We start from the raw sequence: 26175 nt of genomic DNA, 5'->3' as shown, positions 1-26175 counted from the left end.
TATCACACAGGTATAATTATGAAGGCTTCAAGATCACGACTCTTTATTCTCACATTGTTATTTATTGTCACCGCTATTAACTATATGGATCGCGCCAATCTTGCAGTCGCAGGCTCAAATATCCAGGATGACTTTAGTTTAACACCGACGCAGCTCGGTTTACTTTTTTCTATGTTCACCTGGGCATATGCAGCTAGCCAGATCCCCGTAGGCTATATTCTTGACAGAATAGGCTCCCGCATTCTGTACGGTGGCGCTATTATTTTATGGAGCGTATTTACTTTTATGATGGGCTTTTCGTCCCACCATCTTTTCTCGACAGCGACGGCATCCTTCGTCATGCTATTAGCTTGCCGGGCGTTAATTGGTGTCGCCGAAGCACCGTCATTCCCCTCTAATACAAAAATTATTGCTACCTGGTTTCCGGATCATGAACGAGCAAGAGCTACCGCCATATACTCCAGCGCACAATATATTGGTCTGGCTCTACTGACTCCAGCGTTGTCTTTTATCGTCGCCAATTATGGTTGGGAAATGTCATTCTATTTATCCGGCGGCGCGGGAATACTGTTTGGCATATACTGGCTGATATATTATCGCGACCCGCAGCACAGCACTACGGTGAATCAGGCAGAGCTTGATTACATCAAGGCTGGAGGCGGCTATGGCTCAGAGAACCAATCCGCCGTCAGTACAAAAATTGGCTGGCAGGATATTAAATTCTTCCTCTGCCGGAAGACCGTCTGGGGCCTGTTCATTACGCAGTTTGCCTGTTCCTCAACGCTCTATTTTTTTCTCACCTGGTTTATTGTTTATCTGGAAAAAGGGCTGCACCTTTCCATATCAAAAGCAGGGGTTGGTGCCATGCTACCTTATATTATGGCAATGTTTGGAGTGCTATGCGGTGGCACACTCAGTGATTTACTGCTGAAAAAAGGAAAATCCAGAACTTTTGCCCGTAAATTACCAGTAATGGCTGGTTTATTAGTTACAATGATTATTGCTTTAGTTAACTTTTTTGAAGACCAGCCGATTATTGCTATTGTGATACTTTCCATTGCTTTTTTCGCCAATGCCTTTTCAAATTTAGGCTGGGTAGTGTGGAGCGATGTCATTCCGCGAAATTTCCTCGGAACCATGGGCGGTTTTTTAAATATATGCGGAAATCTTTCCGGGATCGTCAGCCCGATTGTTATCGGGATCATTCTTGAGCGCACTCAAAATTTCCAATATGCCATGTGGTATATCGCCGCCGTCGCCGGACTGGGTCTGCTGGCCTATATCTTTCTGGTAGGTAAAATAGAAGTTATTTTACCCGGAGAGGCTAATCCAGATAGCCGCGATAATAACGCATTGCACCCGGCAACAAATAATAAATCCTGAGGTAATTATGAACACTGAGAAAATAACCTGTAACGCCTGTCTGGCACATGCTGAAAAAGACGTGCGGTTTGCAACACGCGATATTGAATACGGCAAGCATGATGTGTTGGTTAAAGTGGCCTACGGCGGGATCTGCGGTTCAGACATTCACTATTATCAACATGGTCGCGCGGGTATGTCGATTTTGAAACACCCCATGGTCATCGGCCATGAATTTGTTGGCGTGGTGGAAAAATGTCCGGCAGAGAGCGGTTTAAAGGTTGGTCAAACCGTTGCTATCAACCCCTCTTGCCCGTGTAACCAATGTGAGATGTGTCTTTCGGGCAAACAAAACATGTGTAGCTCAATGCGCTTTATGGGAAGCGCGCAGTTTAACCCGCACGTGAATGGCGGCTTTTCTGAATACGTAGCGGTTAAGCCGGAACAATGTATTGCATACGATAGTCGGGTGCCGGCCAACGTCATGGCTTTTTCCGAACCTCTGGCCGTTGCCATTCACGCGGTGAAAATGGCAGGCCAGTTAATTGGAAAACGTGTACTGGTGATTGGGGCAGGCCCTATCGGCTGCCTGATTCTGGCAGCGGCCAAAAGCGCAGGCGCCTCTGATGTGGTGGCCTGCGATTTAAGCCCGCGGTGTCTGGAACTGGCGCAACAGATGGGCGCCACTGCAGTGATGGATCCTCGGGATGAAAAGCGCAGCGCGTATTATCAGCAAAACAGAGGCTACTTCGACATAGTCTTCGAAGCCTCCGGCGCACCTGCGGCGATAGCATCAACGGTGGATTTCACCCGCCCAACCGGAACGATTGTACAAGTGGGTATGGGCGTAAGCCCGATAACCTGGCCGGTCTCTGCCATGCTGGTCAAAGAAATTAATCTGGTAGGCTCGTTCCGGTTTATTGACGAATTTACTATCGCAGTGCGCTGGCTTGAAGATGGCCGCATTAATCCGCGCCCGCTAATTAGCGCCGAATTCTCCCCTGCCAGCATTGAACAGGCATTGATAACCGCGGCGGACAAAAATATCTCAGCTAAGGTCCTCATTCGCTTTGAATAACCGCGACAAGCGCCCGGTCGGGCGCTTTGTTCTTAAAAGTGAATGTTATACAATGCTGCAATTCTCAGCACTCTACCGGACAGCGATCTTGAGCATAAAATCCATTCAAAAACAGAACGTTGTAAATGAAATTTATGATCAGATCAGCGCAAAGCTGCTGGATGGGAGCTGGCCGCCGGGTAGCCGCCTTCCGTCTGAAGCGGAGCTGACCGCTTCCTTTAACGTTAGCAGGGTCAGCGTGCGCAGCGCTGTCCAGCGCTTTCGCGATCTCGGCATCGTCGTCACTCGTCAGGGGAGCGGTAGCTACGTAAGCGATCACTTTACGCCGCAGATGCTGAGCAACGATCCTCGTCCCATCATGCATCTTAGCCGCGAAGAGTTTCACGATATGATGATCTTCCGCCAGACCGTGGAGTTCAAATGCGTGGAGCTGGCCGTTACTCATGCCACGGAAGAGGACATTCTTGAGCTCGAACAGGCGCTCAACAATATGCTGATTAACAAAGGCGACTACAAAAAGTATTCGGAGGCAGACTACGCTTTCCATCTGGCTATCGTCAGGGCCTCACACAACAGCGTCTTTTATAACGTAATGAATTCAATAAAAGATATTTATTACTATTATCTTGAGGAGCTGAATCGCGCGCTCGGTATCACCCTTGAGAGCGTAGAAGCCCATATCAAAGTCTACATGTCGATAAAAAATCGCGATGCCAGTACAGCAGTGAAAGTACTTAACGAAGCCATGTCGGAGAACGTTACCGCCATTGATAAAATTAAGTCTTCAACCAGCAGCAACAATTGATTAATCGCCCTCCCCTCTTATTACAACTTTCCGTTGCCGGTATCGCTACCGACAACGGCGGTTTTATAGTGCGTTAGAAAATTGCCCGATACAGCGCTTTAATCTCTTCCAGATTAGTGTCACGCGGGTTGCCGCCGGTGCACACATCCGCCAGAGCCGCCGCCGCAAGGGCATCAATATCCTCTTCTTTCATACCGACATCGCGCAGGCGCGCCGGGATATTGACGTCGCGATTCAGCTGCGCCACCGCCTCAATGGCTGCCTGACGCGCTTCGGCAATCGGCAGGGTTGACGCCTGCTTGTTGCCGAGGGCCACCGCGATGTCGCGATATTTTTCGCCAGTATATTCGGCGTTGTAGGCCATGATATGCGGCAGCAGCACCGCGTTAGCCACGCCGTGCGGCGTACCGTAGAATGCGCCCAGCGGGTGGGCCATACCGTGGACCAGCCCCAGACCAACGTTTGAGAAGCCCATTCCGGCAATATACTGCCCCAGCGCCATCCCTTCCGCGCCCTGCGCCTCGCCCTGAACGGAAGCACGCAGCGACCGGCCAATCACCTCGATAGCCTTCAGATGCAGCATGTCGGTGAGTTCCCATGCGCCTTTGGTGATGTAGCCTTCAATCGCATGGGTTAGCGCGTCGACGCCGGTCGCCGCCTTCAGGCTGGCCGGCATGCTGCTCATCATGTCGGCATCGATGATCGCCACTACCGGGATATCGTGCGGGTCGTAGCAAACAAATTTGCGCCGATTCTGTACGTCGGTAATCACGTAGTTGATGGTGACTTCGGCTGCCGTACCGGCGGTGGTTGGGATGGCAATCATCGGCACGGCGGCGTTTTTCGTCTCCGCCCCGCCTTCAAGACTGCGGACGTCGGCGAACTCCGGGTTATTAATGATGATGCCTATCGCCTTACAGGTATCCTGCGGTGAGCCGCCGCCGATAGCGATCAGGTAGTCGGCGCCCGACTGTTTAAACGTCTCTACGCCCTGCTGCACAACCTCAATCGTGGGGTTCGGGACCACTTCATCAAAAATGCTGTAAGGCAGCCCGGCTTCGTCGAGAATAGCAAAAACTTTTGTGGCGACGTTAAAACGAATCAGATCCTTATCCGTGACCACCAGCGCTTTTTTGAAGCCGCGTTTTTTAACTTCATCAACGATACAGCGAATCGAACCTGGGCCAAAATACGAGGTTTCGTTTAAAATCATTCTGTAAGCCATTTGTGCTCCCTCAATTCGAGTGTTTGATAACCATAATATTTAGCCCTACAGTAACGTGACTGGCGCAGCCATTTTATTAATTCATATCAATTAACACCCTAATTGCCCGGCACGCTGTTGCAGTTAATTAACCCATCGCACATTAGTCATGAGATCTGTCCAGCATACTGGACATCAGCGAGCATCAACTTTAATGACGCCCAGGGACACCAACAGTAATATATACCCGTCATACTTCAAGTTGCTTATGTGCTGGCTACGCTCATTCCCCCCAGTCACATAGTTATCTATGCTCCTGGGGACTCACTCCCTTGCCGCCTTTAAGCAACTCGAATTATTTAGGGTATAGACCTGAGAAAGATATTATCTCATGATGGATATTATTGAACTGGATCACATTATTTTATCTTTTACTGCCGATACGCATTCGTATAGCCAAAAAGGTATCTCTGCAGAAGCACAACAGAAACAGGAGGGACTCATGACGCTTAAGCCGGCGCACGTTAGAAACTGCCTTCGATTATTCTCTATACCTCTTTCTTATCCGTCTCCTTATCTCGCCGCCCGCCAACATCAAGTGCATCAGATGGTCATATCGTCGACTTAACACTTTAGAAACAAAAGCATCATTTCCTCAACAAAGCGGCCATCCCAGGCCGTTGGCTATCGATTAAAAACCTCTAATAAGAATTATCTGTCATTATTCATAATTGCTTATCGGCCTGTCGATAGCAAAACATCTTTTTCTTAAGAGTCGCGAGCTCTCATTATTAAGAATATTCTCTATCATTTGCGAGATATTAATTGTTAAAAATCTAAAAACATAAAAAAAACAGTCAAGATCTCTATCTTTATTGCAAACAACATTACCTCTTGTTAATATGGCCCTTGACATATATTATTTATTATAAAAATACCATTTATGATGCTTATTAATTTTTATTCTAATCACCTGACCATACTTCTCCAACGGCAGCAGTAAATGTCTGACTTTATAAATTGACATTTCGCACTTGTCCGCTAACTCACGAGTAAGTAACCCTTCAGGTTCATGTTCTTTTAATACATAAAGAATATACTCCTGCTCTGGTACGATTACCCCGGCGAATTTATTGATGCCCATTGAATTCATCAACACTCGTAAATTCTCAACTGCGGTTACAGAATTTTGATGCGAATGCGGTGTACAGGACGAAAATGAAATCTTCATGAGTCAGCTCCTTCTGTCATTAAGTACACGGCAGTATGGATTGACCCTACGAAAACGGCAACATTAGCTTTAAATTTCAACTTAAACAGTACATTTATCTGAAATTCACTTTTTTTTATGATAAAAACCCTGATATAAAGAGTGAATTTTTAATTCCGTGCGGAGATAAAAATGCGGTTCGATATAGAGGGATTTATTACATTTGATACTGAGGAAGCATCCCTGGTCAATCTGTTGACTGGTGATTGTATTGAACTCTCTGCTACTTCCACTCGCCTCCTGACCAATCTGTTACAATACCGTGGGGATATTATCTCTCGCGTTGACATTTTTCAGTCGGTGTTTGAAAAATATGGCGCCAGACCTTCTAATAGCAACCTGAATCAATACATCTCAACGCTGCGTCGCAGCCTTGCGGATCTGGGCGTTGAGAAAAATGTGATTATTACGGTACCGCGAATTGGCTTTAAAATTTCTGAGGAAGTCATTATCACCAGCGACAATGATTACTCCTCCTCTTTCACTCTCCCGACGCTGGCCCCAGAACTTCCCAGACGTAGTTTGCTGTGGCAACACCGCAAAGTCGCCATTTTATTTATCCCGTTGGTGATAGCTTTGATGCTGCTTTCACAGTTTTTTACCCATCAAAAACAGTCCCCTACAGCGATTTTTACTCAGGATAAATGTATTTTTTATGGCGCAGGAGCGCTACGCGCGGGGGAAATACTAAGAAATAAAAAGCTGTTCCCCTCGGGGCTCGATTGTTCTACACCCAAGAAAATTTATCTTTTCAACCGACAATTAAATCAGGAACAGGACTTAGGTATTTATATGGATATATTCATACTCAAATGCGATATGAAGTACCAGCAGTGCCACAGTTACTACTATAAGGAAATAAAAAATGCGTAAATACGCTTTTATCGCGCTGGCCTGTACGCTAACGCTGGCATTAGCTTCCATCCTGTACATTTGTTTCAACAGCCATGACGCTTTCTCCTGTAAATCACAATACGATCTTACAGAGGAAATAAATGAGAATGTTCTCCGCTCCCAGGGCTTGCTATCCGCTGAGTTTTCCAACCATCATCTTATAATCAACCTTGAGGGATTGCTCACCAGCGCGGGAGATAAATACATTGTCTCGCGCACCCTCTCCATCACATTAAAAAAAAGCGCCGCTGCAGAGCATCTTTTTTATATTGCTGATTCGCAAACCACTCGCCACAACGGTGATAATACGCCTGATAACATCGCGCAAAAAATCCTCTTTGACAACCAAACTAATGATAGAATCATCTATATCAATCGCGTTAATGATGATACTATTTTATTCGGTAACCAAACGTTCCCACAATATGGTTGCCAGCGTCAAAAAAACAATCATTGATTGAGATTCATCTCATTAATTTTAATTACAAAGATATCATGACGATACATTTACTACCGACGTTAGCCAGCATCGCTAATATCATTGATATGATTAACCCACGGCTAAATCTGCACCATGTCAGAACGGCGTTTATCGCATCGCATCTGGCAAATTTAGTCAATTTTTCTGCGGCCCAGCGGCGTAAAACCATTCTCGCCGCTCTTATTCATGATGTCGGCGGATTAAATGAAAAGTCGCGCCTTGAGCCGCTCAACTACATCGATAATGAACATAATAATCACGCGCTAATCGGCAGCGAGTTGCTTAGCCGAATTCCGCTGTTTCGCCCGCTCAACAGAATCGTTCGCTATCATCACACCCGCTGGCGCAACGGTCTGGGGCGTTATATTGAAGGTGAGCGGGTACCCGAAGAGAGCCATCTGCTCTTCTTCGCTGACCGGCTGGATGTACTTTATTGCGAGCACCGTACCGACCATAGCGCCTTTTTAAGCAACAAGCTGGTCGACATCGTTGCTGCCGGAGCTAATATTTTTTATAAACAGGAGTATATTCAGGCCTTCAGAACGCTCTCCGCCGATGACCATTTCTGGTCTGTCATGGCATCCACCGACTATCGCGATTACATTAACGCGATCTCCGGCGTTCATAACGACACCCTCTCTTTACACAACCTCCGCGATATTGCTGAGCTGGTCTCTTTTATTATCGATCAATTCAGTCAGCAGACGCCCTGGCACTCCGCCGCCGTCGGGCACATTGCCGGTTATCTGGCGACAAAAATAGAAATGAGCGCGACGCAAGCGCTGAAAGTAGAAATTGGCGGGTTACTGCATAATATTTCCTGTCTGGATCATAGCCCGCCGTCAAAACGCGTTGGTGCGTCAGACAACGCCCGGCACACGCTTTATCCTATTGAAGGTATTGATGATATTTCTGAGTGGATGGCCATGCAAAATGGCCCCGCGCCGCTTCAATTACCCGAGGAAATCCTTACGCCAGAAGCCGTGCTTATCGCGGTGAGCCGACGGGTGGTCCATGCGCTAAATAGACCGAAAGCGGAAGAGAAGTCGCTGGCGCAGTTAATAAAAAATAACCCGGGAGAGGAAATTCCCCCGTTTATGTTATCCCTGATTGCCCAATATTCCCCACAAATTATCCAGGTCTATCGTGCAACCGCTGGCGAAATACAGGCGTTAATGAATCGCATTGCGCAACTCACACATTCCCTTTAGAGGCTAACCCGGCCTAATCACAGACTCAGGCGCTCAATCCGCCGTCCAGAACCAGGGTTTGCCCGGTCATATACTGGCTCCCCTCACCGATTAAAAACGCCACCGCCTGCAGCACATCATCCGTTTCGCCCAATCGGCGTAGCGGTATCGCCTGGCGCATCTCTTTTAATTTTTGCGCGGGTATCTCTTCCAGCATCTCCGTACGGATCAGGCCCGGCGCCAGGCAGTTAACCCGAATGCCGAAACGCCCGACCTCCAGCGCCAGCGAGCGCGCAATACCGCTCATCGCCGCTTTACTCGCGGCGTACGCCGTCTGCCCCACGTTGCCCTTTAACGCGCTGACCGACGACATCATCACGATGGAGCCCCGCCGCTGCGTAAGCATCGCCGGCAGCAGCACCCGGTTCCAGTTCATCATCGCGATCACATTGGTGTCCAACACTTCGCGCCAGAGCGCGGCGTCCTGATGAATATGCAGGCCATCGCGAGCTATCCCGGCATTGTGAATAATCGCTTCCGGTGCCCCCCGCTCGGCCAGTAGCGCCTGCGCAAGCCGTTCAACCCGCGACGCGTCGTTGCCGTCGCAGACGTATCCCTGCACCCGGTGGGCGGAGTTTTCGCTCGCCGCCCGGGTGGCGTTAATCGCAGCCTCATCGCGGCCGGTAAAGACCACGTTCCGGCTTTGCGCCAGGCCGGTGACCAGCGCCCGGCCGATACCGCGGCTGCCGCCGGTCACTAATATCCATTGTTGCGTCATATCAGTTACCTGACTCTTTGCTGATGTGCTGACACAGTTCGCCCAGGGTGATCCCCGGATTGTGAATAAACCAGTCCGCCTCCAGGGTGATATTGAATTCACGTTTTGCCAGCACCATGAGCTCGACGTAGTCCAGGCTATCTAATTTCAGTCGAACCAGCGGCGTATTCTCATCAATCTCATCCGGTTCCAGGTCTTTCGCATCGCAAATCATTTCACATACTTTTTGCAGAACTTCATCATAGGCAGTCATAAATTATCCTTAATTATCAATTAGGCACGGGGCCAACTTTTAGCGTGACCACGTTGGTTATTATCAGGTTATCCAGCTGCGCCGCCGCGGCGATGCGCACCAGCGCCCCCTGTTCGACCTGGCCCACCACCAGCGAGGGCAGCAGCCAGAGCGCCAGAGATTCGGGCCAAATCGGCGTCGCTTTGCCCGCGAGACGAGCATCAAACACCACCTCCTGGTGGGTTTGCAGCACCGGATAGCGGGTAAATATTTGCTGCAACGAGGTTTCCCCCGGCCCGAGCAGGGAGGCGATGTTCTCCTGGCGCAGCAGCGCGGGATCGCCAATCAGCTGGCGGAACAGCAAGGCGTCAAGAAACTGCCACTGCGCCAGGTCGGGCCAGGCGGCATGGAAGCACGACTGCAGCTCGCGCAGCGTCTTTGGCGCAATCGTGCAGGGCTGTTTACCCACCAGCGATTCCGGCCCGGCCGCCGTGCTCATCTGGCAGGAGAGGCAGAGTTCGCCATTGTGCGGATTGCTGACCGAAGTGGCGGACAAAAGGCGATTTTTGGCTACCCCGGGCGTTAACAGCCAGTCGGTATCGCACCATATTGGCCTGCGCAGGCGAACCTGGCATTTTACGTAACGCTCAGGGCGGTACAGCCGGGAGTGGGCATCGCGCTTCACGTCGAGCAGCGCGCGCATTCCGTGGACGCTCAGCTGTCCCGCGCCCATCTCGCGCGCTGCCGCGAGGTCGAAGTGAATCGGGTTTTCGTCGCCGGAAAACGCCGCCCACTGCCGCGCGTCGGCAAGGGTGTAGTGCAGCAGCGTCACGCGTGTTTCTCCAGCACCAGCGCGGCGTTCGCGCCGCCGAAACCAAAGCTCAGATTCAGCGCCCGATGTATCTCCCCCTGACGGTGCCCTTCGGCGATATAGTCAAGATCGCACTGCGGGTCAGGCTGGGTTAAATGGGCCGTCGCGGGCAGGATCCCCGCCGCCATCGCCTGCAGGCAAACAATGGTCTCGAAGCTCCCTGCGGCGGCAATCAGATGCCCGGAGTAGGCTTTGGTGCTGGAAATCGGGATGCGGTACGCCTCGTCGCCCAGCGCCTTTTTCAGCGACTGCGTTTCGTTGAGATCGTTGAGCGGCGTGGAGGTGCCGTGGGCGTTGATGTAATCGAGGTCGGCAGGCTGGAGATCTGCGCCGCGCAGCGCCCAACGGATGGTCTGCTCGCGGGCTACGCAGTCCTCCGCCGGGGAGGTAAAATCCACCGCGTCGGAGAAATTAGCATAGCCGGTGACCTCCGCCAGGATCGTCGCCCCGCGCGCGAGGGCGCTCTCGCGCTCCTCCAGGCACAGCACCGCCCCGCCTTCCGAAAGCACGAACCCGCTGCGCTGCAGGCTGAACGGACAGCTGGCCCGCTCCGGCGACTCCGTTTCCCGGCTCAGCGCGCCGAGCACATCGATATTCCAGATCGCGCAAACGCTGTTTAGCGATTCCCCGGCGCCGGCGAGCAGCATGCTGGCGCGGCCAAAGCGAATCGCATCATAGGCCTCGCCGACAGCAATAGTGCCGGTGGCGCAGGCCGCGACCGGGGTATTTTGATAGCCGCGCAAATTCCACAGCTGGCTACAGGCGGCGGTGCTCACGTTGGGCATGGAAAAAAAGCAGCTAAAGGGCGAGGAGACGCCGGTTTTCTCAAACTCGGGTACCGCCAGATAGCTTTCATCCAGCCCTGCCCAGCCGGAGCCGATGATGGCGCCGCACATTAGCGGGTCATAAAACGCCGTGGGAGCTTCACCCGCAAAGGCCATCGCCACCGCTTCCCGCGCGGCGGCCAGCGCCAGGCGCGCGTGACGTGGCAGACGCCGACGAATCGCGGCGGGAACCCCCTTAAGGCTGGGTTCATTCGCCACCTGACCGATAAAATGCGTGTGAATACCGTTCGCGGAGAGATCCACATAGCGGTAGCCGCGTCGATAATCCATGATGGCCTGCCAGCTTTCGGCGGCGCTATCGCCGAGGGGAGTCACCGCGCCATAGCCGGTTATCACCACGCGATAAGGGGAGTTACTGTGACTCATTCTGGGAAGTCCTCTGTTGCGGGTTAATGCCTCCCTGCGCCAGCCAAAGCTGCAAAGTGGCATAAAGATAGTCGTACTGGTTCTGCGCCAGGCTGTTCTGCACATCAAGCAGCGCGTCCTGGGCGTTCAGCAGAGTCTGATAATCCACAGCTCCTGAGCGGTAGCGGCTCCCGGTGAGCGCCAGACGCTGCTCGCCCAGCTGCAGCGTTTGCAGCAGACGATCGCGCTGCTCGTCGGCGTTAAGCCGCTTCTCCATCGCGTTGTCCACCTCCGACAGCGCGGTATAGGCGGTGCGGCGAAAGTTCACCGCCTCCTGCTGTACCTTCACGCTGGCCTGCTCCACGGTGAGCTGTACCGTGTTCCACTGGATAAAGGGCGCGGAAACGCTGCTGCCCACGGTGCGCAGCGGGTCGTTAAACCACTGGTGAAAGAGCTGGCTTCCGGCGCTTAGCGTTCCCTGCAGCGAGAGCGTGGGATAGAAACTCAGCCGCGCGGCGTCTGAGCCCGCCAGCGCCGCCCGCAGGCGGGATTCCGCCGCCTGCAGGTCCGGCCGGCTGGCGAGCGCGGCCAGCGGCGTGGCGTTGGCAATGGCGATATGCTGACGCACATCCAGCGCGGAGGACTCATCGGTGTGCTGGGCCGGCGGTCTGTTGAGCAGCAGCGCCAGCGCGTTACGGGAAATCGCCCGTTGCTGCTTCAGGCTCAGCAGCTGATTCTGCCGGCTGATGACCGTCTGTCGCGCCTGCAGCACATCAAGCAGTCCCACTTTCCCCGCTCGCTGCCAGGACTCAATCTGCGCCAGCGTCTGCCTGGCGATATCCAGACTCGCCGCCTGATACGTCATTTGCTGGTTCAGCAGAGCGATGTTCCAGTACAGCTGCGCGGTGGTGTCAATCGTCGACAGGATCGTCGCCCGGTAGTCCTGCTCGCTGGCTATCGCCTCCCATTCGCTCTGCTCCCGGATCCGCGCCAGCTTGCCCCACAGATCCAGTTCATAGCTCAGGGACAGTGAGGCGCTGTAGCTCTCCTGCGAACCGCCGCTGTTGAGCGGTTTTGAGTTACTGCCGGAGCCGTTGAGGCTCGCGTCGGGGCTGATATTGGTCCGGGTGAGCCCAGCGGAAATACGCGCCTGCTTAAGGGTTAAGGCGGCAGCGGCAAGATCGTTATTGCTTTCCAGCACCTGCCCCACCACCCGCGACAGACGTTCGTCGCCGAAACGGTCCCACCAGCGCTGCGTTTTCTCCTGCGAGCGCGCGATGCTGTCTCCCTCCGTCCGCTGCCAGTTCTCCGGCACCGACAGCAGCGGGCGCTGATAATCGCTGCGGGTTAAATTCCCGCAGCCCGTCAGCAATACAATTAACGGTAATAAAGTCAGCGGTCTCATTCGCGGGCCAGCGCCTCCGTCGGGTTCAGTCGCGCCGCGCGGCGCGCTGGAAAATAGCCAAACGTCAGGCCAATCAGGGCGGAAAAACCGCAGGCCATCGCTACCGGCAGCCAGGTGAAGACCATGGAAAACTCCTGCGTCAGCAGGGCAAACAGGTTACCGGCGGCCCAGGAGCCCAATACCCCCGTCAGCCCGCCGAGCGCGCAGATCATCACCGCCTCAATTAAGAATTGATGCATGATGTCGCTGGGGCGAGCGCCGACCGAAAGCCGGATGCCAATCTCATGGGTGCGTTCGGTAACGGAAACCAGCATGATGTTCATGACGCCAACGCCGCCAACCAGAAGCGAGATGGCGGCAATCGCGGTGATCAGCAGCGACATGGAGTCAGAGGTTTTTTGCAGCGCGTTGGCGAGCTGTTCGTCGGTCTGGACAAAGAAATCTTTTTTGCCGTGCTCGCGGATAAGATGCCTTTCCGCCCGCCGCGCCGCGTCCTGCGGCGACAGCGTTTCCTGAAAGCGCAGCGTGAGCGCCTCCAGCGGTTTGTCCCCGGAAATCCGCTGCAACAAAGAGGTATAGGGGATCCAGGCCGACATAAACCCGCTGACCACCTTCGGTCCCGGCTTGCTGGCGATGCCGATCACCCGCCACGGCGCGCCGGCGATTTGCACAATTTTACCCAGCGGATCTTCATTACCGGGAAACAGCGTCTCTTTGCTGGTTTCATCCAGCACCAGCACCGGTTCACGATCGTCGACATCGCGGTGGGTAAAACCGTTGCCGTGAAGAAAACGAATGCCCTGCAGCGAGAAATAGTCGGCGGAAACCCCGGAAAGAATAATCGAGGAATCAAACCCCTGGCGCACCGCGGTCGTCATGCTGGAGACGATCGGCGACACCCCAAGCACCCACGACTGTTTGCCGAGGCTGGCGATATCATCCAGCGACAGCGCCCGCTCCATATCCGGACGCTTGCTGCCCCAGCCGGTGCCGGGGCGGATTTCGAGCGTGGTATTACCCAGCTTGCCAATCTCGTTCATGATGCTCTGCCGGGCGCCTTCTCCCACCGCCATGGAGGAAACCACGGACGAAATGCCGATGATAATCCCCAGCATCGACAAAAAGGCGCGCATACGATGCCCCAGCAGCGACCGCCATGCCATCCGTACCGACTCTCCGATACTGCGCGACAGCGAGGCCCGGCCGTTATCCTGTACCGCGGGCAGCCGCGGAATGCCGCGATTATCACGCGCGCCGTGGGTGCTGTCGGCGACCACCTGCCCATCGCTGATCTCGACGATCCTCTGGGCCTGCTGCGCTACCTCGCGATCGTGGGTCACGATAATCACCGTATGCCCGTCAGCGTTCAGCTGGTGCAGAACATCCATCAGCGCCCGGCCGCTGACGCTATCCAGCGCCCCGGTGGGTTCATCGGCGAGAATAATCTGCGCGCCGTTGATCAGCGCCCGACAGACGCTGACCCGCTGCTGCTGGCCGCCGGAAAGCTGCGCGGGTTTATGCGCCAGGCGCGCGTCAATGCCCAGCTTTTCCGCCAGCAGCGCAATGCGCGCCTGGCGCTCAGCGGCGGGCATCGCGGTATAGAGCGCAGGGATGGCAATATTCTCTTCCGCCGTCAAATAAGGCATCAGGTGATAGCGCTGAAAAATAAATCCCAGCCAGCGGCTGCGCAGCTCCGCCAGCGCCGCGCTGTCGGCCTGATGGGTGGCGATGCCGTTGATATACACTTCACCGCTGCTGGGTTTATCCAGACAACCGATAATATTCATCAGCGTCGATTTACCCGAGCCGGAAGCGCCCATAATCGCCACCATCTCGCCGGGCATAATGGTCAGAGAGATGGATTTCAGCACCGGAATCAGTTGCGTCCCGGCAACAAAATGACGCGTGACGTTGTTCAGCAAGATTAACGGCTCAGCCATCAGACGGACCCCGCATCCTGCGGGATCACCACCCGCTCACCGGGCTGTAATCCTTCAAGAACCTGCGCATACTGGCGGTCGTTAATCCCGATGCGGATGGTGCGCTCCTCGCTGCCGTTCTCCTTTTGCACCACGACCAGGTAGCGCTCATCCCCGAGCGAACGCCCCAGCGCGGCAACCGGCACGCGCAGCGCATCTTTCACCTGCGCGATGCGGATAAACACCTGGGCGGTCATCGAGGTTTTCAGCAATCGCTGGCGATTATCCACCTCGAAGGTGCCGTTATAGTAAATGGCGCTGCTCTGCTGGTTACCGGCAGACGCGCCGGCGTTTTGTTCCTCCAGCGCCTCCTGCGGCGCGGGCTGGACATAGCCAAGCTCCCCTTCATAACGGGTTTGCGGGTCGGCAATGACGTAAAACCATAGCGGCTGTCCCGGATGGATTTTCTGGATATCGGCTTCGGAAATACGGGTTTGGACCTGGACTTTATCGAGATCGGCGAGCACCAGAATCGTAGGCGCAATTTGCGAGGAGACGATGGTTTGCCCTTCACGGGTCACGATGCCCAGCACTTCGCCATCCATAGGCGCGAGAATGCGGGTATAGCCGAGGTTGGCGTTGGCGGTCTGCACGCTCATTTCCGCCTGCACAATCTGCGCCTCATTCACCGCTATCTGCTGAACCTGCGCGGCATACTGCGCCTGCGCCTGTTCGAGGTCGCTGCTCACGCCGGAGCCGTCGCGGCTCATGGCCTGCTCGCGCGCCAGCGCTTTACGGTACTGCACCAGCGTGGCCTCAGAGGCCTGCTTTTGCGCTCTGGCGCTGGCCAGCTGCGCGGTAGCGTTGCGTAAGTCGGAAAGCTGCAGCGTCGGGTCGATTTCGGCTAACAGCTGCCCTTTGCGCACCCGCTCGCCCTGGCGCACGTACAGCTTACGCAGCTGGCCGCTGACCTGCGCGCCGACGCTCACCTGGACGGCAGGTTTGATAATCCCGCTCGCCAGCACGACCTTTTCGATATCCCCGCGATCGAGCGTAACGGTATCAATCGACTCGGCCTGTGCCGGAAATGAGCGCTGATAATAGACGGCGGCAACAATGGCCAGCATAGCGACCAGCGCAAACAGCCACGTTTTACGGCGGCGTAAAAATGCTCTTCTCATTGCTCCACCTCTCCCTGTGTGATATCGCGCAGCTTGCCTTCCTTCAGGCGATAAACCCGCGTGAAGTGATGCAGGATCTGCTCGCTGTGGGTCACGACGATCAGCGTCTTGCCCTGTTCGCGGCAGTACTGGCACAGCGCGAGGATCGCCGTTTCCGCGGTTTCATCATCAAGATTGGCGGTCGGTTCGTCGAACAGCAGTATGGGCCGGGTGCTGTAGAGCGCCCGCGCCAGCATCAGCCGCTGACGCTGGCCTAAAGAGAGCGCCGAGTGGCTCTCGCGGATCAGCGCTTCCATTCCTCCCGGCAGCGCCTGAACCACCGGCCCCAGCGCCATTTTTTCGACCAGCGCCTCCACTCGCCCGCGATCGCTGTCGCTGTACCACGGGTCAAACAGGGTGATGTTTTGCAGCACCGAGGCGTTGAACAGGATGTCTTCCTGACTCTGTAGCCATACCTGCGACGCCAGCTGCTGCGCGCTCACCTCGTCGTTGTTCAGCAAAATTCGCCCATGCTGCGCGGAAAAAAGCCCTGCCATCAGCCGCAGCAGGGTGCTTTTTCCGGCGCCGGAATCACCCACGATCGCCAGCCGATCGCCGGGCTCCAGGATGAGATCAACGGCATTGAGTACCGGACGCTGCGGGTTGTAATGAAAGCTCACCTGCTCGAACGTCAGCCGCGGAACCGCTTCACCGCTGAGCGGAGCAAACTGGGGCGCAGCAGGCTCATGGCGGGTGAACAGGCCCTGCGCGCGGGTATCGATCACGTGCAGCTGTGATTTACGGATCACGGCATAAAATATCCGCGTGACGTAGGAGGTAAAAATCTGTCGTAAAAAGCTGTAGGCAAAAAAGTCGCCCAGCGAGATAAGCTTTGCGTGCACCAGCGGCAGCACCACCAGCATAAAAACCACCATCTCAAGGCTGCCGGTCAGCTGGTACAGTCCCTCTTTGACCTGCTGATAAACTTTCTGCCGCTGGAGGCAGGTGAAAAGGTCATGAGACAGACGGGCAAACTGCGCTTTACGCTGCGTTTCCAGCCCGGCGGTCTTGATGGTTAACACGCCCTGAAGCGTTTCCATAAAAAAGTCATTCAGCGTCGCGCTTTTCAGCTGCAGCTGCTGCGTATACCAGCGGTCGCGAAAAATGGCCCAGACGCTAATCAGCCCCATCGCCACAATACCCACGGCGGAAATCAGCGCCAGCACCGGGGAGATCCAGAACATAATGCCGATCGCGATAACGCAGATGATCCAGTCCGAGCGGAGCCCGTTATCCAGTTCGATTTTTTGCAGCATCCCGCCCTGCCAGGCGATAAAACGGCTGAAAACGTCCCCCGGCGCGCGTTTTTCAAAAAAACGCAGCGGATTATTCAGCAGGCGGGAAAAACCGATATCGCTTTTAAGCAGGACAAAGCGGCGAATAAATCGCTCGCTAATCACCCTGACGCCCAGCGCCAGCAGCGTGGATACAACAAAGGCGAGGATGAACCATAAATAAGGAAACTGCGTATTCTGAACGTCAGAGAAGGCCTGGTTGATCGCCCGGCTGACCATCGTCGGCATTAAAAACAGGGTGAGCGACACCAGGAAGGTCAAGAGCATCAGCTTATAAATGCCCGGAACCGCCGCGGTCTCCTTCAGGCTCATCGTCCGCGGCATCTCCTGCTGCGCGCCGGCAATAACCGGGTCCGGGCCGGCAATCGCGCCGGGCGACTCTTCAAGGATCAGCGCATAGCCGCTAATCTCTTTTTTTAATGCCGAGAAAGGCAGCCACTGCTGGCCAATCGCCGGATTCATGACGCAGACGTAATCCCCTTTTCGCCAGGCCAGCAGAACATAGTGGCTGGCGCCGTAGTGCAAAATGGACGGGAACGGCAGCGCATGAAGCTCAGCGTGATCGAACAATACCGGCGCGGTGGCAATGCCGAGCTGCTGCAGAATAACGGATAAATCGCTCAACGATGTCCCATGATCGGATGCCGGGAAAATTTCCCGCAAAGCCGGCAGCGAGCACGGAATATTCTGGGTTTGCGCCAGCATCGCAATACAGGAGAGGCCGCATTCATTGGTCTCTTCCTGGAAAACCATATCAGGAATAATCTTTTTCATGATGATGCATCAGTGATTAATAAAATAGAGCGAATGGCTGTGCCACAAAAGCCAATCCTGCGGATAGTCACGCAGGGTGTTTTCAATCATCGTCGGTAGCTTTGCCGCGACCTCTTTTGGCCTCAGCGGAGAATAGATCTTTATTTTTATCCCGTGCTGATAATAGAGGTGATAAAAAACCACCTGCGCCGATACGATGCGAGAAAACCGCTGTACCCCGCTATGTAATTTTGCCGGGCGGCCAAATATCCGGCAGCTTATTTTCCCGGACTGCGCTTCCGGGGTCTGCACGGTGTAATCGGCAGGAATGTCGGGGAAAATAATCATATTTTCCCGCCCTGCCGATACATTGGTCATTAACGCCATAAGCTCGCTAGCCAGCGATGTATTATCCTGGTGGATTGAGCAATAAGAGAGCGCGACGCCGCCCATTTTTCGGCTGGCGACGGTGTAGCTTTCCGCGCTGGAAGAGACCACTACGCTGGCTTTGCCCGGCGTCACGCCAGCCCCGACCATCGCCGCTAAGATATCGGAAACGCAGTGCAGCGGCGCAAGGACGACCGGCGTCTTTTGCGCCGCCAGGGGAGCGACAACGGCGTCAAGCTCTCGCGTGCATGCCTGCATCTGGGCCAGGATGGCCGGGTGCTGTCCCCAGGTCGCCCCTGTCTCCAGCAGCTGGCGACGCATGGCTATCCATCCGGCATCAATTCGGCCCTCGACGCCCGTCAGGCAGCGGTAGTTTTGCGTCGCCACGGCGCTGCGGCCACGGTACTGTCTGCCCAGCAGCCGCAGCCGACACAGCGCGCGAACCGCCAGCAGCAGCAGCGGCATCGGGGTAAAACGCATGACTCTACGCACCGCTTTTTGGCCGTAGCCGGTAAGAGGCCGGTAGCGCCAGCTCAGCTGCGCGGACCATTTTCTTACGCTGAAGACGCTCCAGACGATGAGAAAGCGCGCCACGCTTACTCCTTATCCTGGGTTAACAGCTGGCGCAAATAGTCGGCAAATTCAGGAAACTGACGATCCTTCGCCACTACGTATTTTTTATTGACAATAAACAGCGGCGTCGCGTTAATGTCATAAAGTTCGGTGATTTTCGCCATATATTCCAGACGCTCGGCGACGGCCTGACTTTGGCGTAGCTGATGGTATTTATCGACATCAATACTATTCTTTTTCAGCCAGCCATTAAGCGCTTCCTCATCGGCTAAATTAATCCCGCGGGTCATTACCGCGTTAAATGCCTGGTCGCGCGTCTGGCGCTCAATACCCATGACTTCAAGGGTCGCAAAAACCGGCGCAAAGACCGCCAGGCCGTTATTCTCGCCAGTAATATGGATAACTTCAAAGGTGCTATCCGCGGGTAGCGTGGCGGCGAATTTTTCGATCTCTTCCTCGTTCGATGCGCAGTAGTGACAGCCATAGGACATCACTTCAATAATGCTTTTCTCATGTTTTATTGGGCTACTGGCAACGGTTGCGCTGTCAATTTCCCGCAGGGCGGAAGGCTGACTGCTATCCAGTGAAAATGTATTAAACACAAATATGTGATAGCACAGCACGGTAATTAGCGACGAAATTAACGCCACCAGAAACGTATAGCCAACGGCGGTAATAGGTTTTATCTTCATTTGATACCAGGCTCGCGAAAATAGCGGAGAAATACATGGAGGGTTCCCCCTCCATGTATCACATCAGTGATTAATAACGGGCGCTATTTGGCACGACGCACATGCTGTCCGGCGCATCTTTCATGCTAACGGTTGAACCGTGCTTATCCGTACAGGTGGTCACTTGTTTACAGGTAGAAACACCGCCAACGACCACTGTCTCGTAAGAGCTTGTGCAAGTTTCCTTGCAGCAGCCGCCAATAATAGTTGACGCTTCAATCATACTTAATTTTTGCATTTGTTAGATCCTTAACTATTTATATTGAAATGTATTTTTCTTACACTTACCTACTGGCTTAGCTATCTGCCAGTAATTCTGTCGATGTTAGACTTTGTATGCTGTTATACGCAGGGGGTGGCGACGATACATTTGAAAATATTAAACAGCTCTACGTTATTTTTAGCGTTTAACTTTTTCATCAGGCCCCGTTTGCAGCGGCTCAGTCGACGAACATCAATTTTTTGCTCAGAGGAAATTTGCGACAATGACTTCCCTTTGAATATTTCTTCCATTAACCACCAGTCATCGCTGGAGATACTGTTATTAAAATCCCGGGCTAACCACTTCTGTCGGGTATAATTAATCAGCGAGCGGCTATAAAATATTTTTTTTGCCACCATCGAATCAGCGCCTTCAATGAATTTAAAAAAGTTCTCCAGCGACTCATTTTTTAATAACCAGCTCGCCTCCGGGAGCAGCGAATGCAGCGCAAAAAACAGAGAAATATTATTTTCTCCTAATAAAATCACCAGCTGCTGATTTTCCCGGCAGTAGTACTCTTTAATGGTGTATAGCGCATTAAAGCGTTCGTCCGGCAAACTGTCGACATCGCAGAGCACCCAGCGCAGCTCCTCTTTCTGCTTCGGCAGACGCAGCGTATTAATCAGCTGAGAGAACTGGTCGAGCCTTGAGAAAGCGCAGTCGCCGTCATGCGCGGCAAGATCGTCAACCAAAGAACGTACGCCTTCTGAGAAAAAGATATTTTTATCGTAGAGAAAGAAACGGCGGCTCATTTATCATCATCCTTGATCTATTCTACTGGTAATTAAGGGTGTAATACGCTGTTGCCTGGAAGGCACCGGTCTGCAAGGTTTTGTTACTCAAGGCGTCCGGTTCCCCTTCAACAAAAGCTTTAAAATTTAACTGCATGGTGGCATCGGAAATGGCGACCGCGGTTGTTGGCGTATTGAGTGAAATCGCCGTGCCGTTACTCTCTTCAAAACCAATGCCAATACCGCTGGCGGAATTTGGCGCTACCGGCGTAATCGCCAGACGGTCGCTCATATTGGCATTTTCCGTCCCGCTAAAGGTTACGGTAACGGAATTAAAAACATCGGTACTGCAATCCTTAAGCTCAATCACAAACGCTTTGGGCTGTGATTTGCTCTCCGCATAGAGCGTACGGGTTGAAATCTGGCCAAAATCCACGGCGATATTTTTGGATGAAGGAACGATACTGCAGCCATGGGCCGCGACGGTGCCTTTGAAGGTTAAGTCGCCGCCGATCAGTTCCCCACTGGCGTACGCCGGCGTGGCCGCCGACAGTAAGCCCAGAAGTACCATAGATGCGATAAATTGACGCATGCTGCCCCCTTACTGAAACTCAGCGACCACGGTGGCCGATGCCTGGAAATCCCCTTCGAGAACGTTGGTCCCGGCATTGGCAATCGGCGCGGCGGTGAGATTCCAGGTTCCCTGATTATTATTAAAACCCGGCACGTCATAAAATCTATTCGCGGCCACTAAACTGCCGCCTGAATCTTTCAGAATAATGCCAAGATTGGATCGATCGACGGCGCCGGTGGTCCCTAAATAATCGCTATTAAAACTGGCAGTATTGGCCTGCTGAATACCCAGGCGAATATTTAAATTACCGTTCGCGAAACTTCCCCCTTCGCATTTCACCTGAATAGGCACGGACCGGCTGTAATTATTGCCATTTAGCAGCGAACCCGAACTGGGGATGGTATCAAAATCAACGACGATCGGTGAGCCTGAGTTAACAATACATTTATCCGGAACGGTAATGACCCCGGAATTAATCGAGACAATCGACATTGGAGTGCTGCCCATTCCTGAGCTATAGTTCCCCAGGCGGCCGTAAAGCTTGGCGATTTCTGTACCCAACAGGTTAACGCCGTTGACAATAGGCTTAGTAATCATAAACGTTACCCGCCCCTTGGCGCCGGACTCAAAGTTATTAAATTGGGTGGTTGGCGGAACGCATTTATTCTGAAAAGCGTTATTCGATTCATTATAAAAAGGCACCGCAAAATAATCCATGCGCTTACCACGGATATAAATTTCAATTTTTACATCCATATAATCATTGAGCTTTAAATAGCCCGGCGCGCTTCCCTGCTGCATCAGCGAGGCGGTCGCAGAGTAATAAATCGCCTGATTTTCCATAGGAATGGTACAGCTGGCTATACCAGAATATTGCCCACCCAATGAAAATTCATAAGGAATCGTTGCCCCAATGCTGTTATTGGTAATATCCTGATTGACCACGTCAATATTATACATTTTAGGTCCGCCGACCGGCGTAATTTCCCCTTCAATCGCCGCGCTGGCGTCAAGGGATAATAAGCCGCCGCAGAGTAAAAGCGTGACGTAAGATTTTCGCCCGATAACCATCGTCGTCATCAGAGATACTCCATTTTTAAACGTAGCAGTCCGCTAAAGTTGCCCGCGGTCACGTTTCGTCCGGTTGACTCCAGCACTGCAATAAACGTCAGGCTGCTATCGCCGGTTTTCACAATAAACGGCGGCTGCGTTTGATTAATATCCAGCGCCCGCTCTTTGACATCCAGCAGGCGAATACCGGCTCCTGAGATGCTGCCGGTCAGGCGCAGCAGCTGGCGATTATGTTCATCCGATTCGCCGATAAAAGTGAGCTGAACCGCCTGCTCGCCGGTGGTGTAGAGATGCTTGCTGCTGCCCGTCGTCCGTGAGGCGATGCTGTCGCGCGCCTGCGAGGCGCCTTTCAGGCAATCTCTGAGTTCGACGCGAACCAGCACCGGCTGGCTCCGGTCGCCGGCCTGATGAAAACGGCGGGCGCTGATTTCACCCATCTCAATAATCTGCAGGCGGCTCTGCGGCGCCAGCACGCAAGGCGAGGCATAAACGGAGCCATTGAATATCACGTTACCGCCATCTTCCCCCTGATGATCCCGGTTATAGTGCTGTGGCTGTAGCGGAATATCAGCGTCGGCCAGCGCTGGCATACTGATACCGAATACAAACAGTGCTAATAGCGATAGACGCGTTTTCATCATCAGGTTCCTCTTTAATTACCCTTGCTGCTATGGCGGCAGCGCTTTACAGGTATTTCCTTCACAGCGATATTTCAGCTCCGGATGACCGCCATAATCGTTCACATACATCATGGCGAAATCTCGCACGCCGCCGTCGGTTACGCTGAACTCCATGCTGGACTTCGGCGCAATCATAATCCCCGGAAACTTAGTGATTTTTTCACCCTTAACGCGGGACAAGCTAATAATGGTGATGTAATAGGGCGTCGGGTTTTGCGCGGTCATCTTATTGCCGCTCTTTTGAAAGACGACCTGGTCCTGCCAAATCTCGCTTTTGCTTTTGGGAATAATGGCCGTCGGGCGGTAAAATAATTTAATCCGCGACTGCATGGCTAACTGCAGGACATTCGCTTTATCCGGCTTGGGCGGGATTTCGCGCACGCTTAAATAAAACAGGCTTTCCCGATCCTGCGGCAGCTGGTTAATACCATCAGTTTTGGTGACCCGCGCCACCCCTTTTTGCCCGCCGTTAATCCGCTGTAAAGGCGGCAGCACCACCAGCGGAGAGGTAATCTTGTTGCCCTTGCTGTCCTCAACCCACGATTGCGCGAGGAAAGGAATATCCGGGCTGGTGTTGGTTAAATTCGCGCTCGCCGAGCTGTCTTTACCGGTTATGATAAGACGCGTGCGATCCAGCGAAACCCCTGCCTGAGCGGTACCGCTTACCGCCGCCAGCATCACAACGCCCATCCAGCAGAATTTGTTGCTTGTTATGCTCATTTTTGGCCTTTTATTACTGTCACTGTCATTTACACGGCAATAGCGCGGCTGTCGAACGACGCACGATGGTCGGCGGGATGGCAATCTGGCACTGCTTTTTCCCGCTCCACACTACGCTTAGCAGCTCCTGAGGATTAACCCCCGCCAGCCATCCCTGGCCACCTTCCATAATCATGGAGACGCTCACGCCATCGCCGTTGATAACCTCCGCGCCGAACGGTGGATAGGTACCGTCAGCCAGGCGAATAATCCCCATCATTTTTTCGCCCTTCGCCATGCCAAAGGTCTGATAGCCAATGGCGCCTTCGGTCAGCGTGGCAGTGCTGATGGCCTTTGCCGGTTCGATGGATTCCGACATCGCATCGACATCAACGCGGGTATCAAAGCTGTTGTAGCTCACGATGTCCGGAATAACGGCAATACCGAAATTGTTGGTTCTTGATTTACCGTCATTGAGCGGAACGTCGCCGATACCGTTGGTATTCACCATCACGCGCGCCGTGTTAAGCGTCGCGCCGCTGTTGTGGATCGCCGCCCCGTGCCGGGTAGCGGTAAAGCCGCCGCGCAGGGTGCTGCTCAGGGAAACGTAGTGATCCTGCTGATAGCTGGCGTTGCTGTTGATTTCGGCATACTGCGAGCGGCGCTGATAGTAGCCGTCGACGTTGGCATAGCCGCTCTGGCTCGCCCCGGCACGCAGTCGCCACAGGTTGTTGTAGTCGCTGCTGTCGGTGTACGAGAGCATCGGGCTGGTTTTGCCGTTATTGGTCTGTACGTCGAGACCGCTCCATTTGCTATCGCCAACGGGAATGGAAAGCGAGAAAGCAATAGAGTCGTCTTTACGCCCTTCGTAATCGGAACGGTAGGCCGAAATATTGGTGGTGATCCCGCGAATATTACCGACGTTAAACGAGCGCCCTAACGAGATGCCGTAGCGATCCTGGCTGCTTCGATTCCAGTAATTCTGGTGGGTATAGGTCAGAAAGACGGTGGTCGCTTTGCCTGGCTCATCGGCCCAGAACGTTTTATTCCCGGTGATGGTATAGACTTCTTTTTCACGGCCAAGGCTGTCGTAACCCTCGTAACGCTCGTTGAGATATTGCGAGAAAGAGCGGAAATCTTCCTGAGAGAAGCGATAGCCGGCGAAGGTAATTGAACTGTTATATTCGTCGAACGTTTTCGCATAGCTCAGCTTAAACGAGGTGCCTTTAAGCCGCTTCTGGTTTGACTGCTGGCTGTAGGATTCGGTGGCGTCCAGCGAGAGCGCGCCCAGTACGCTGAGATCGCGGCCAATACCGGCGGAGACCGCGGTATATTCCGCCCCTGCGCTTTGTAAACCACCGTACAGCGACCAGGCGTTGGTTATCCCCCAGGAGAAATCACCGGAAGCGAAACCTGGCCCCTGAATTTTATGGTTATAGCGGGACGGCGCGCCGACAGCCACGTTGTAACGCACGTAGCCGGGACGCGTAAGGTAAGGAATGTTGGCGGTGTTAACCTGGAACGTCGAAATGGAACCGTCCTGCTCCTCCACCTGAACATCCAGCGTACCGCGCACCGAACTGCGTAAATCCTGAATGTTAAACGGCCCGGCGGGAACCGTCGTTTCATAAATAATGCGCCCGCTCTGCTTCACCGTCACTTTGGCGTTGGTCTTGGCCAGGCCGCGAATTTCCGGCGCGTAGCCCTGCAGGTTTGGCGGCAGCTGACGCTCATCGCTGGCGAGATTAAGCCCGGTAAAGCGCACGGTGTCGAAGACCTGAGAATCAAGGTAGATCTCCCCCGCCGTCAGCTTTGCCGCCATCATCGGCAGCGGACGGTAGGCGTAGATCTGATTCATGTCGAAATCAAATTGATGCGTCGCGCTGTAATAGCTGGTCTGATATTCGCCGCGCAAACGCCAGCCGCCGAGGTTAAACCCGGTCTGGCCGTATCCGCTCAGGGTGGTGTAATCTTCATGCATATCAAGCTGGCGGGTATATTGCCCGGTCAGACTGTAGTCGAGCAAAAACCCACCTATGCCCTGGTCCCAGCGCTCCGGCGGCGTCCAGTTCGGATCGTTGTATTTCATCCACGCCTGCGGGACCGTGATGTCCAGCACCCCGGCGTAGTTGCTGAGCGTAGCGCCAGGAAGGCTCAGCAGGTCATAGCAATCGGCAAACGGCTGTGCGACCTTTTTCTGCGCTTCTTCTTTCAACGCCAATCTGGCAAGAATTTCGCCGTTAATGCAGGCCTGGGTATGCTTCTGGTCCTTAGAAGCCAGATAGCGAACCTTTTGCTGCCCCACCGCCTGGCCATTTATTTTAATATCTAATAAGTACTCGCCCGGCGGGACATAGTTGTCGGTGGCGAAACGGGTTAAATCGATATTGTCGCGATCGGCGGCATCCAGTACGTCGGTATTGAATTCCACGTCGGTTGAGGCACAAGCCATAGAAGCACAGCAGAAAAAAAGCATCTGAGAGAGGATTATTTTTATTTTTAGTTCTGCTGACATGACTA

At 53.7% G+C, this 26175-nt stretch carries 26 protein-coding genes; 7 read left to right on the top strand and 19 right to left on the bottom strand.

Annotated features, from left to right (window positions below):
• The first annotated feature begins 18 nt into the window (after positions 1 to 18).
• From FQK12_RS16065 to FQK12_RS16055, 3 genes are all read left to right on the top strand, one after another.
• Positions 19 to 1383, top strand: a complete 1365-nt coding sequence (locus FQK12_RS16065; RefSeq protein ID WP_041165253.1) for an MFS transporter — start codon at positions 19 to 21, stop codon at positions 1381 to 1383.
• 7 nt (positions 1384 to 1390) lie between these two features.
• Entirely contained in the window at positions 1391 to 2440 is a 1050-nt protein-coding gene (gene idnD / locus FQK12_RS16060; RefSeq protein ID WP_014226557.1) for an L-idonate 5-dehydrogenase, read from the top strand.
• Positions 2441 to 2528: 88 nt separating this feature from the next.
• Positions 2529 to 3245 carry a FadR/GntR family transcriptional regulator gene (locus tag FQK12_RS16055; RefSeq protein ID WP_014226558.1) on the top strand — a complete coding sequence of 239 codons (717 nt, stop codon included), beginning with the start codon at positions 2529 to 2531 and terminating at the stop codon, positions 3243 to 3245.
• A gap of 73 nt (positions 3246 to 3318) precedes the next feature.
• Here the strand turns inward: FQK12_RS16055 and fucO are convergent, their stop codons facing one another.
• The gene (fucO, locus tag FQK12_RS16050) at positions 3319 to 4470 is read right to left on the bottom strand and encodes a lactaldehyde reductase (RefSeq protein ID WP_014226559.1); all 1152 of its coding nucleotides are present in this window, start codon (positions 4468 to 4470) and stop codon (positions 3319 to 3321) included.
• Positions 4471 to 4840: 370 nt separating this feature from the next.
• Between fucO and FQK12_RS27320 the strand changes: the two genes are divergently transcribed.
• Complete coding sequence (locus FQK12_RS27320; RefSeq protein WP_125908604.1) at positions 4841 to 5077, top strand: hypothetical protein; 237 nt, start codon at positions 4841 to 4843, stop codon at positions 5075 to 5077.
• Between the two features lie 291 nt (positions 5078 to 5368).
• On the opposite strand, the gene FQK12_RS16045 is transcribed toward FQK12_RS27320, so the two are convergent.
• Positions 5369 to 5680 carry a FaeA/PapI family transcriptional regulator gene (locus tag FQK12_RS16045; RefSeq protein WP_014226560.1) on the bottom strand — a complete coding sequence of 104 codons (312 nt, stop codon included), beginning with the start codon at positions 5678 to 5680 and terminating at the stop codon, positions 5369 to 5371.
• Positions 5681 to 5851: 171 nt separating this feature from the next.
• On the opposite strand from FQK12_RS16045, the gene FQK12_RS16040 reads away from it, so the two are divergent.
• From FQK12_RS16040 to FQK12_RS16030, 3 genes are read left to right on the top strand one after another with little or no spacing between them, the layout of a single operon-like run.
• Entirely contained in the window at positions 5852 to 6592 is a 741-nt protein-coding gene (locus FQK12_RS16040) for a transcriptional regulator (protein ID WP_014226561.1), read from the top strand.
• A complete protein-coding gene (locus tag FQK12_RS16035; protein ID WP_032694643.1) occupies positions 6585 to 7070 on the top strand; it encodes a hypothetical protein in 486 nt (161 codons plus the stop codon). Before FQK12_RS16040 ends, FQK12_RS16035 begins: the two co-directional genes overlap by 8 nt.
• Before the next feature lie 38 nt (positions 7071 to 7108).
• Complete coding sequence (locus FQK12_RS16030) at positions 7109 to 8305, top strand: HD domain-containing protein (RefSeq protein WP_223239320.1); 1197 nt, start codon at positions 7109 to 7111, stop codon at positions 8303 to 8305.
• A 25-nt stretch (positions 8306 to 8330) separates the two neighbouring features.
• On the opposite strand, the gene FQK12_RS16025 is transcribed toward FQK12_RS16030, so the two are convergent.
• From FQK12_RS16025 to FQK12_RS15945, 17 genes are all read right to left on the bottom strand, one after another.
• Positions 8331 to 9062 carry an SDR family NAD(P)-dependent oxidoreductase gene (locus tag FQK12_RS16025; RefSeq protein WP_014226564.1) on the bottom strand — a complete coding sequence of 244 codons (732 nt, stop codon included), beginning with the start codon at positions 9060 to 9062 and terminating at the stop codon, positions 8331 to 8333.
• 1 nt (position 9063) lies between these two features.
• A complete protein-coding gene (locus FQK12_RS16020) occupies positions 9064 to 9315 on the bottom strand; it encodes an acyl carrier protein (protein ID WP_004853570.1) in 252 nt (83 codons plus the stop codon).
• Positions 9316 to 9331: 16 nt separating this feature from the next.
• Entirely contained in the window at positions 9332 to 10126 is a 795-nt protein-coding gene (locus FQK12_RS16015; RefSeq protein WP_014226565.1) for a MaoC/PaaZ C-terminal domain-containing protein, read from the bottom strand.
• A complete protein-coding gene (locus FQK12_RS16010; RefSeq protein WP_014226566.1) occupies positions 10123 to 11376 on the bottom strand; it encodes a beta-ketoacyl-[acyl-carrier-protein] synthase family protein in 1254 nt (417 codons plus the stop codon). The genes FQK12_RS16015 and FQK12_RS16010 overlap by 4 nt, the downstream gene beginning before the upstream one ends.
• Positions 11363 to 12760 carry a TolC family protein gene (locus tag FQK12_RS16005; RefSeq protein ID WP_014226567.1) on the bottom strand — a complete coding sequence of 466 codons (1398 nt, stop codon included), beginning with the start codon at positions 12758 to 12760 and terminating at the stop codon, positions 11363 to 11365. Before FQK12_RS16005 ends, FQK12_RS16010 begins: the two co-directional genes overlap by 14 nt.
• Positions 12757 to 14700, bottom strand: a complete 1944-nt coding sequence (locus FQK12_RS16000; protein WP_014226568.1) for an ABC transporter permease — start codon at positions 14698 to 14700, stop codon at positions 12757 to 12759. Before FQK12_RS16000 ends, FQK12_RS16005 begins: the two co-directional genes overlap by 4 nt.
• The gene (locus FQK12_RS15995) at positions 14700 to 15860 is read right to left on the bottom strand and encodes an efflux RND transporter periplasmic adaptor subunit (RefSeq protein WP_014226569.1); all 1161 of its coding nucleotides are present in this window, start codon (positions 15858 to 15860) and stop codon (positions 14700 to 14702) included. The genes FQK12_RS16000 and FQK12_RS15995 overlap by 1 nt, the downstream gene beginning before the upstream one ends.
• Positions 15857 to 17968 (bottom strand): peptidase domain-containing ABC transporter, encoded by a 2112-nt coding sequence (locus FQK12_RS15990; protein ID WP_014226570.1) that lies wholly within the window; start codon positions 17966 to 17968, stop codon positions 15857 to 15859. Before FQK12_RS15990 ends, FQK12_RS15995 begins: the two co-directional genes overlap by 4 nt.
• 9 nt (positions 17969 to 17977) lie before the next feature.
• Entirely contained in the window at positions 17978 to 18928 is a 951-nt protein-coding gene (locus FQK12_RS15985; RefSeq protein WP_014226571.1) for an ABC transporter, read from the bottom strand.
• 2 nt (positions 18929 to 18930) lie between these two features.
• Positions 18931 to 19599 carry a DsbA family protein gene (locus FQK12_RS15980; protein WP_014226572.1) on the bottom strand — a complete coding sequence of 223 codons (669 nt, stop codon included), beginning with the start codon at positions 19597 to 19599 and terminating at the stop codon, positions 18931 to 18933.
• A 70-nt stretch (positions 19600 to 19669) separates the two neighbouring features.
• On the bottom strand, positions 19670 to 19876 hold the full coding sequence (locus FQK12_RS15975; protein ID WP_014226573.1) for a DUF4762 family protein: 207 nt from the start codon (positions 19874 to 19876) through the stop codon (positions 19670 to 19672).
• Positions 19877 to 19980: 104 nt separating this feature from the next.
• On the bottom strand, positions 19981 to 20652 hold the full coding sequence (locus tag FQK12_RS15970) for a transcriptional regulator (RefSeq protein WP_014226574.1): 672 nt from the start codon (positions 20650 to 20652) through the stop codon (positions 19981 to 19983).
• 22 nt (positions 20653 to 20674) lie between these two features.
• Entirely contained in the window at positions 20675 to 21223 is a 549-nt protein-coding gene (locus FQK12_RS15965; protein WP_014226575.1) for a fimbrial protein, read from the bottom strand.
• 9 nt (positions 21224 to 21232) lie between these two features.
• Positions 21233 to 22285, bottom strand: a complete 1053-nt coding sequence (locus FQK12_RS15960; protein WP_014226576.1) for a fimbrial protein — start codon at positions 22283 to 22285, stop codon at positions 21233 to 21235.
• Entirely contained in the window at positions 22285 to 22914 is a 630-nt protein-coding gene (locus FQK12_RS15955) for a fimbrial protein (RefSeq protein WP_004137363.1), read from the bottom strand. Before FQK12_RS15955 ends, FQK12_RS15960 begins: the two co-directional genes overlap by 1 nt.
• 30 nt (positions 22915 to 22944) lie before the next feature.
• Positions 22945 to 23676, bottom strand: coding sequence for a molecular chaperone (locus FQK12_RS15950; RefSeq protein ID WP_041165254.1), 732 nt, complete (start codon positions 23674 to 23676; stop codon positions 22945 to 22947).
• Between the two features lie 25 nt (positions 23677 to 23701).
• Positions 23702 to 26170 carry a fimbria/pilus outer membrane usher protein gene (locus tag FQK12_RS15945; RefSeq protein WP_014839357.1) on the bottom strand — a complete coding sequence of 823 codons (2469 nt, stop codon included), beginning with the start codon at positions 26168 to 26170 and terminating at the stop codon, positions 23702 to 23704.
• Positions 26171 to 26175: the final 5 nt, after the last annotated feature.

It is taken from the genome of Klebsiella sp. ME-303 (assembly GCF_007910085.1).
Taxonomy (GTDB): Bacteria; Pseudomonadota; Gammaproteobacteria; order Enterobacterales; family Enterobacteriaceae; genus Klebsiella; species Klebsiella michiganensis.
Note: the sequence above shows the minus strand (reverse complement) of the source record. Positions and strands in the feature narration are given on the sequence as shown.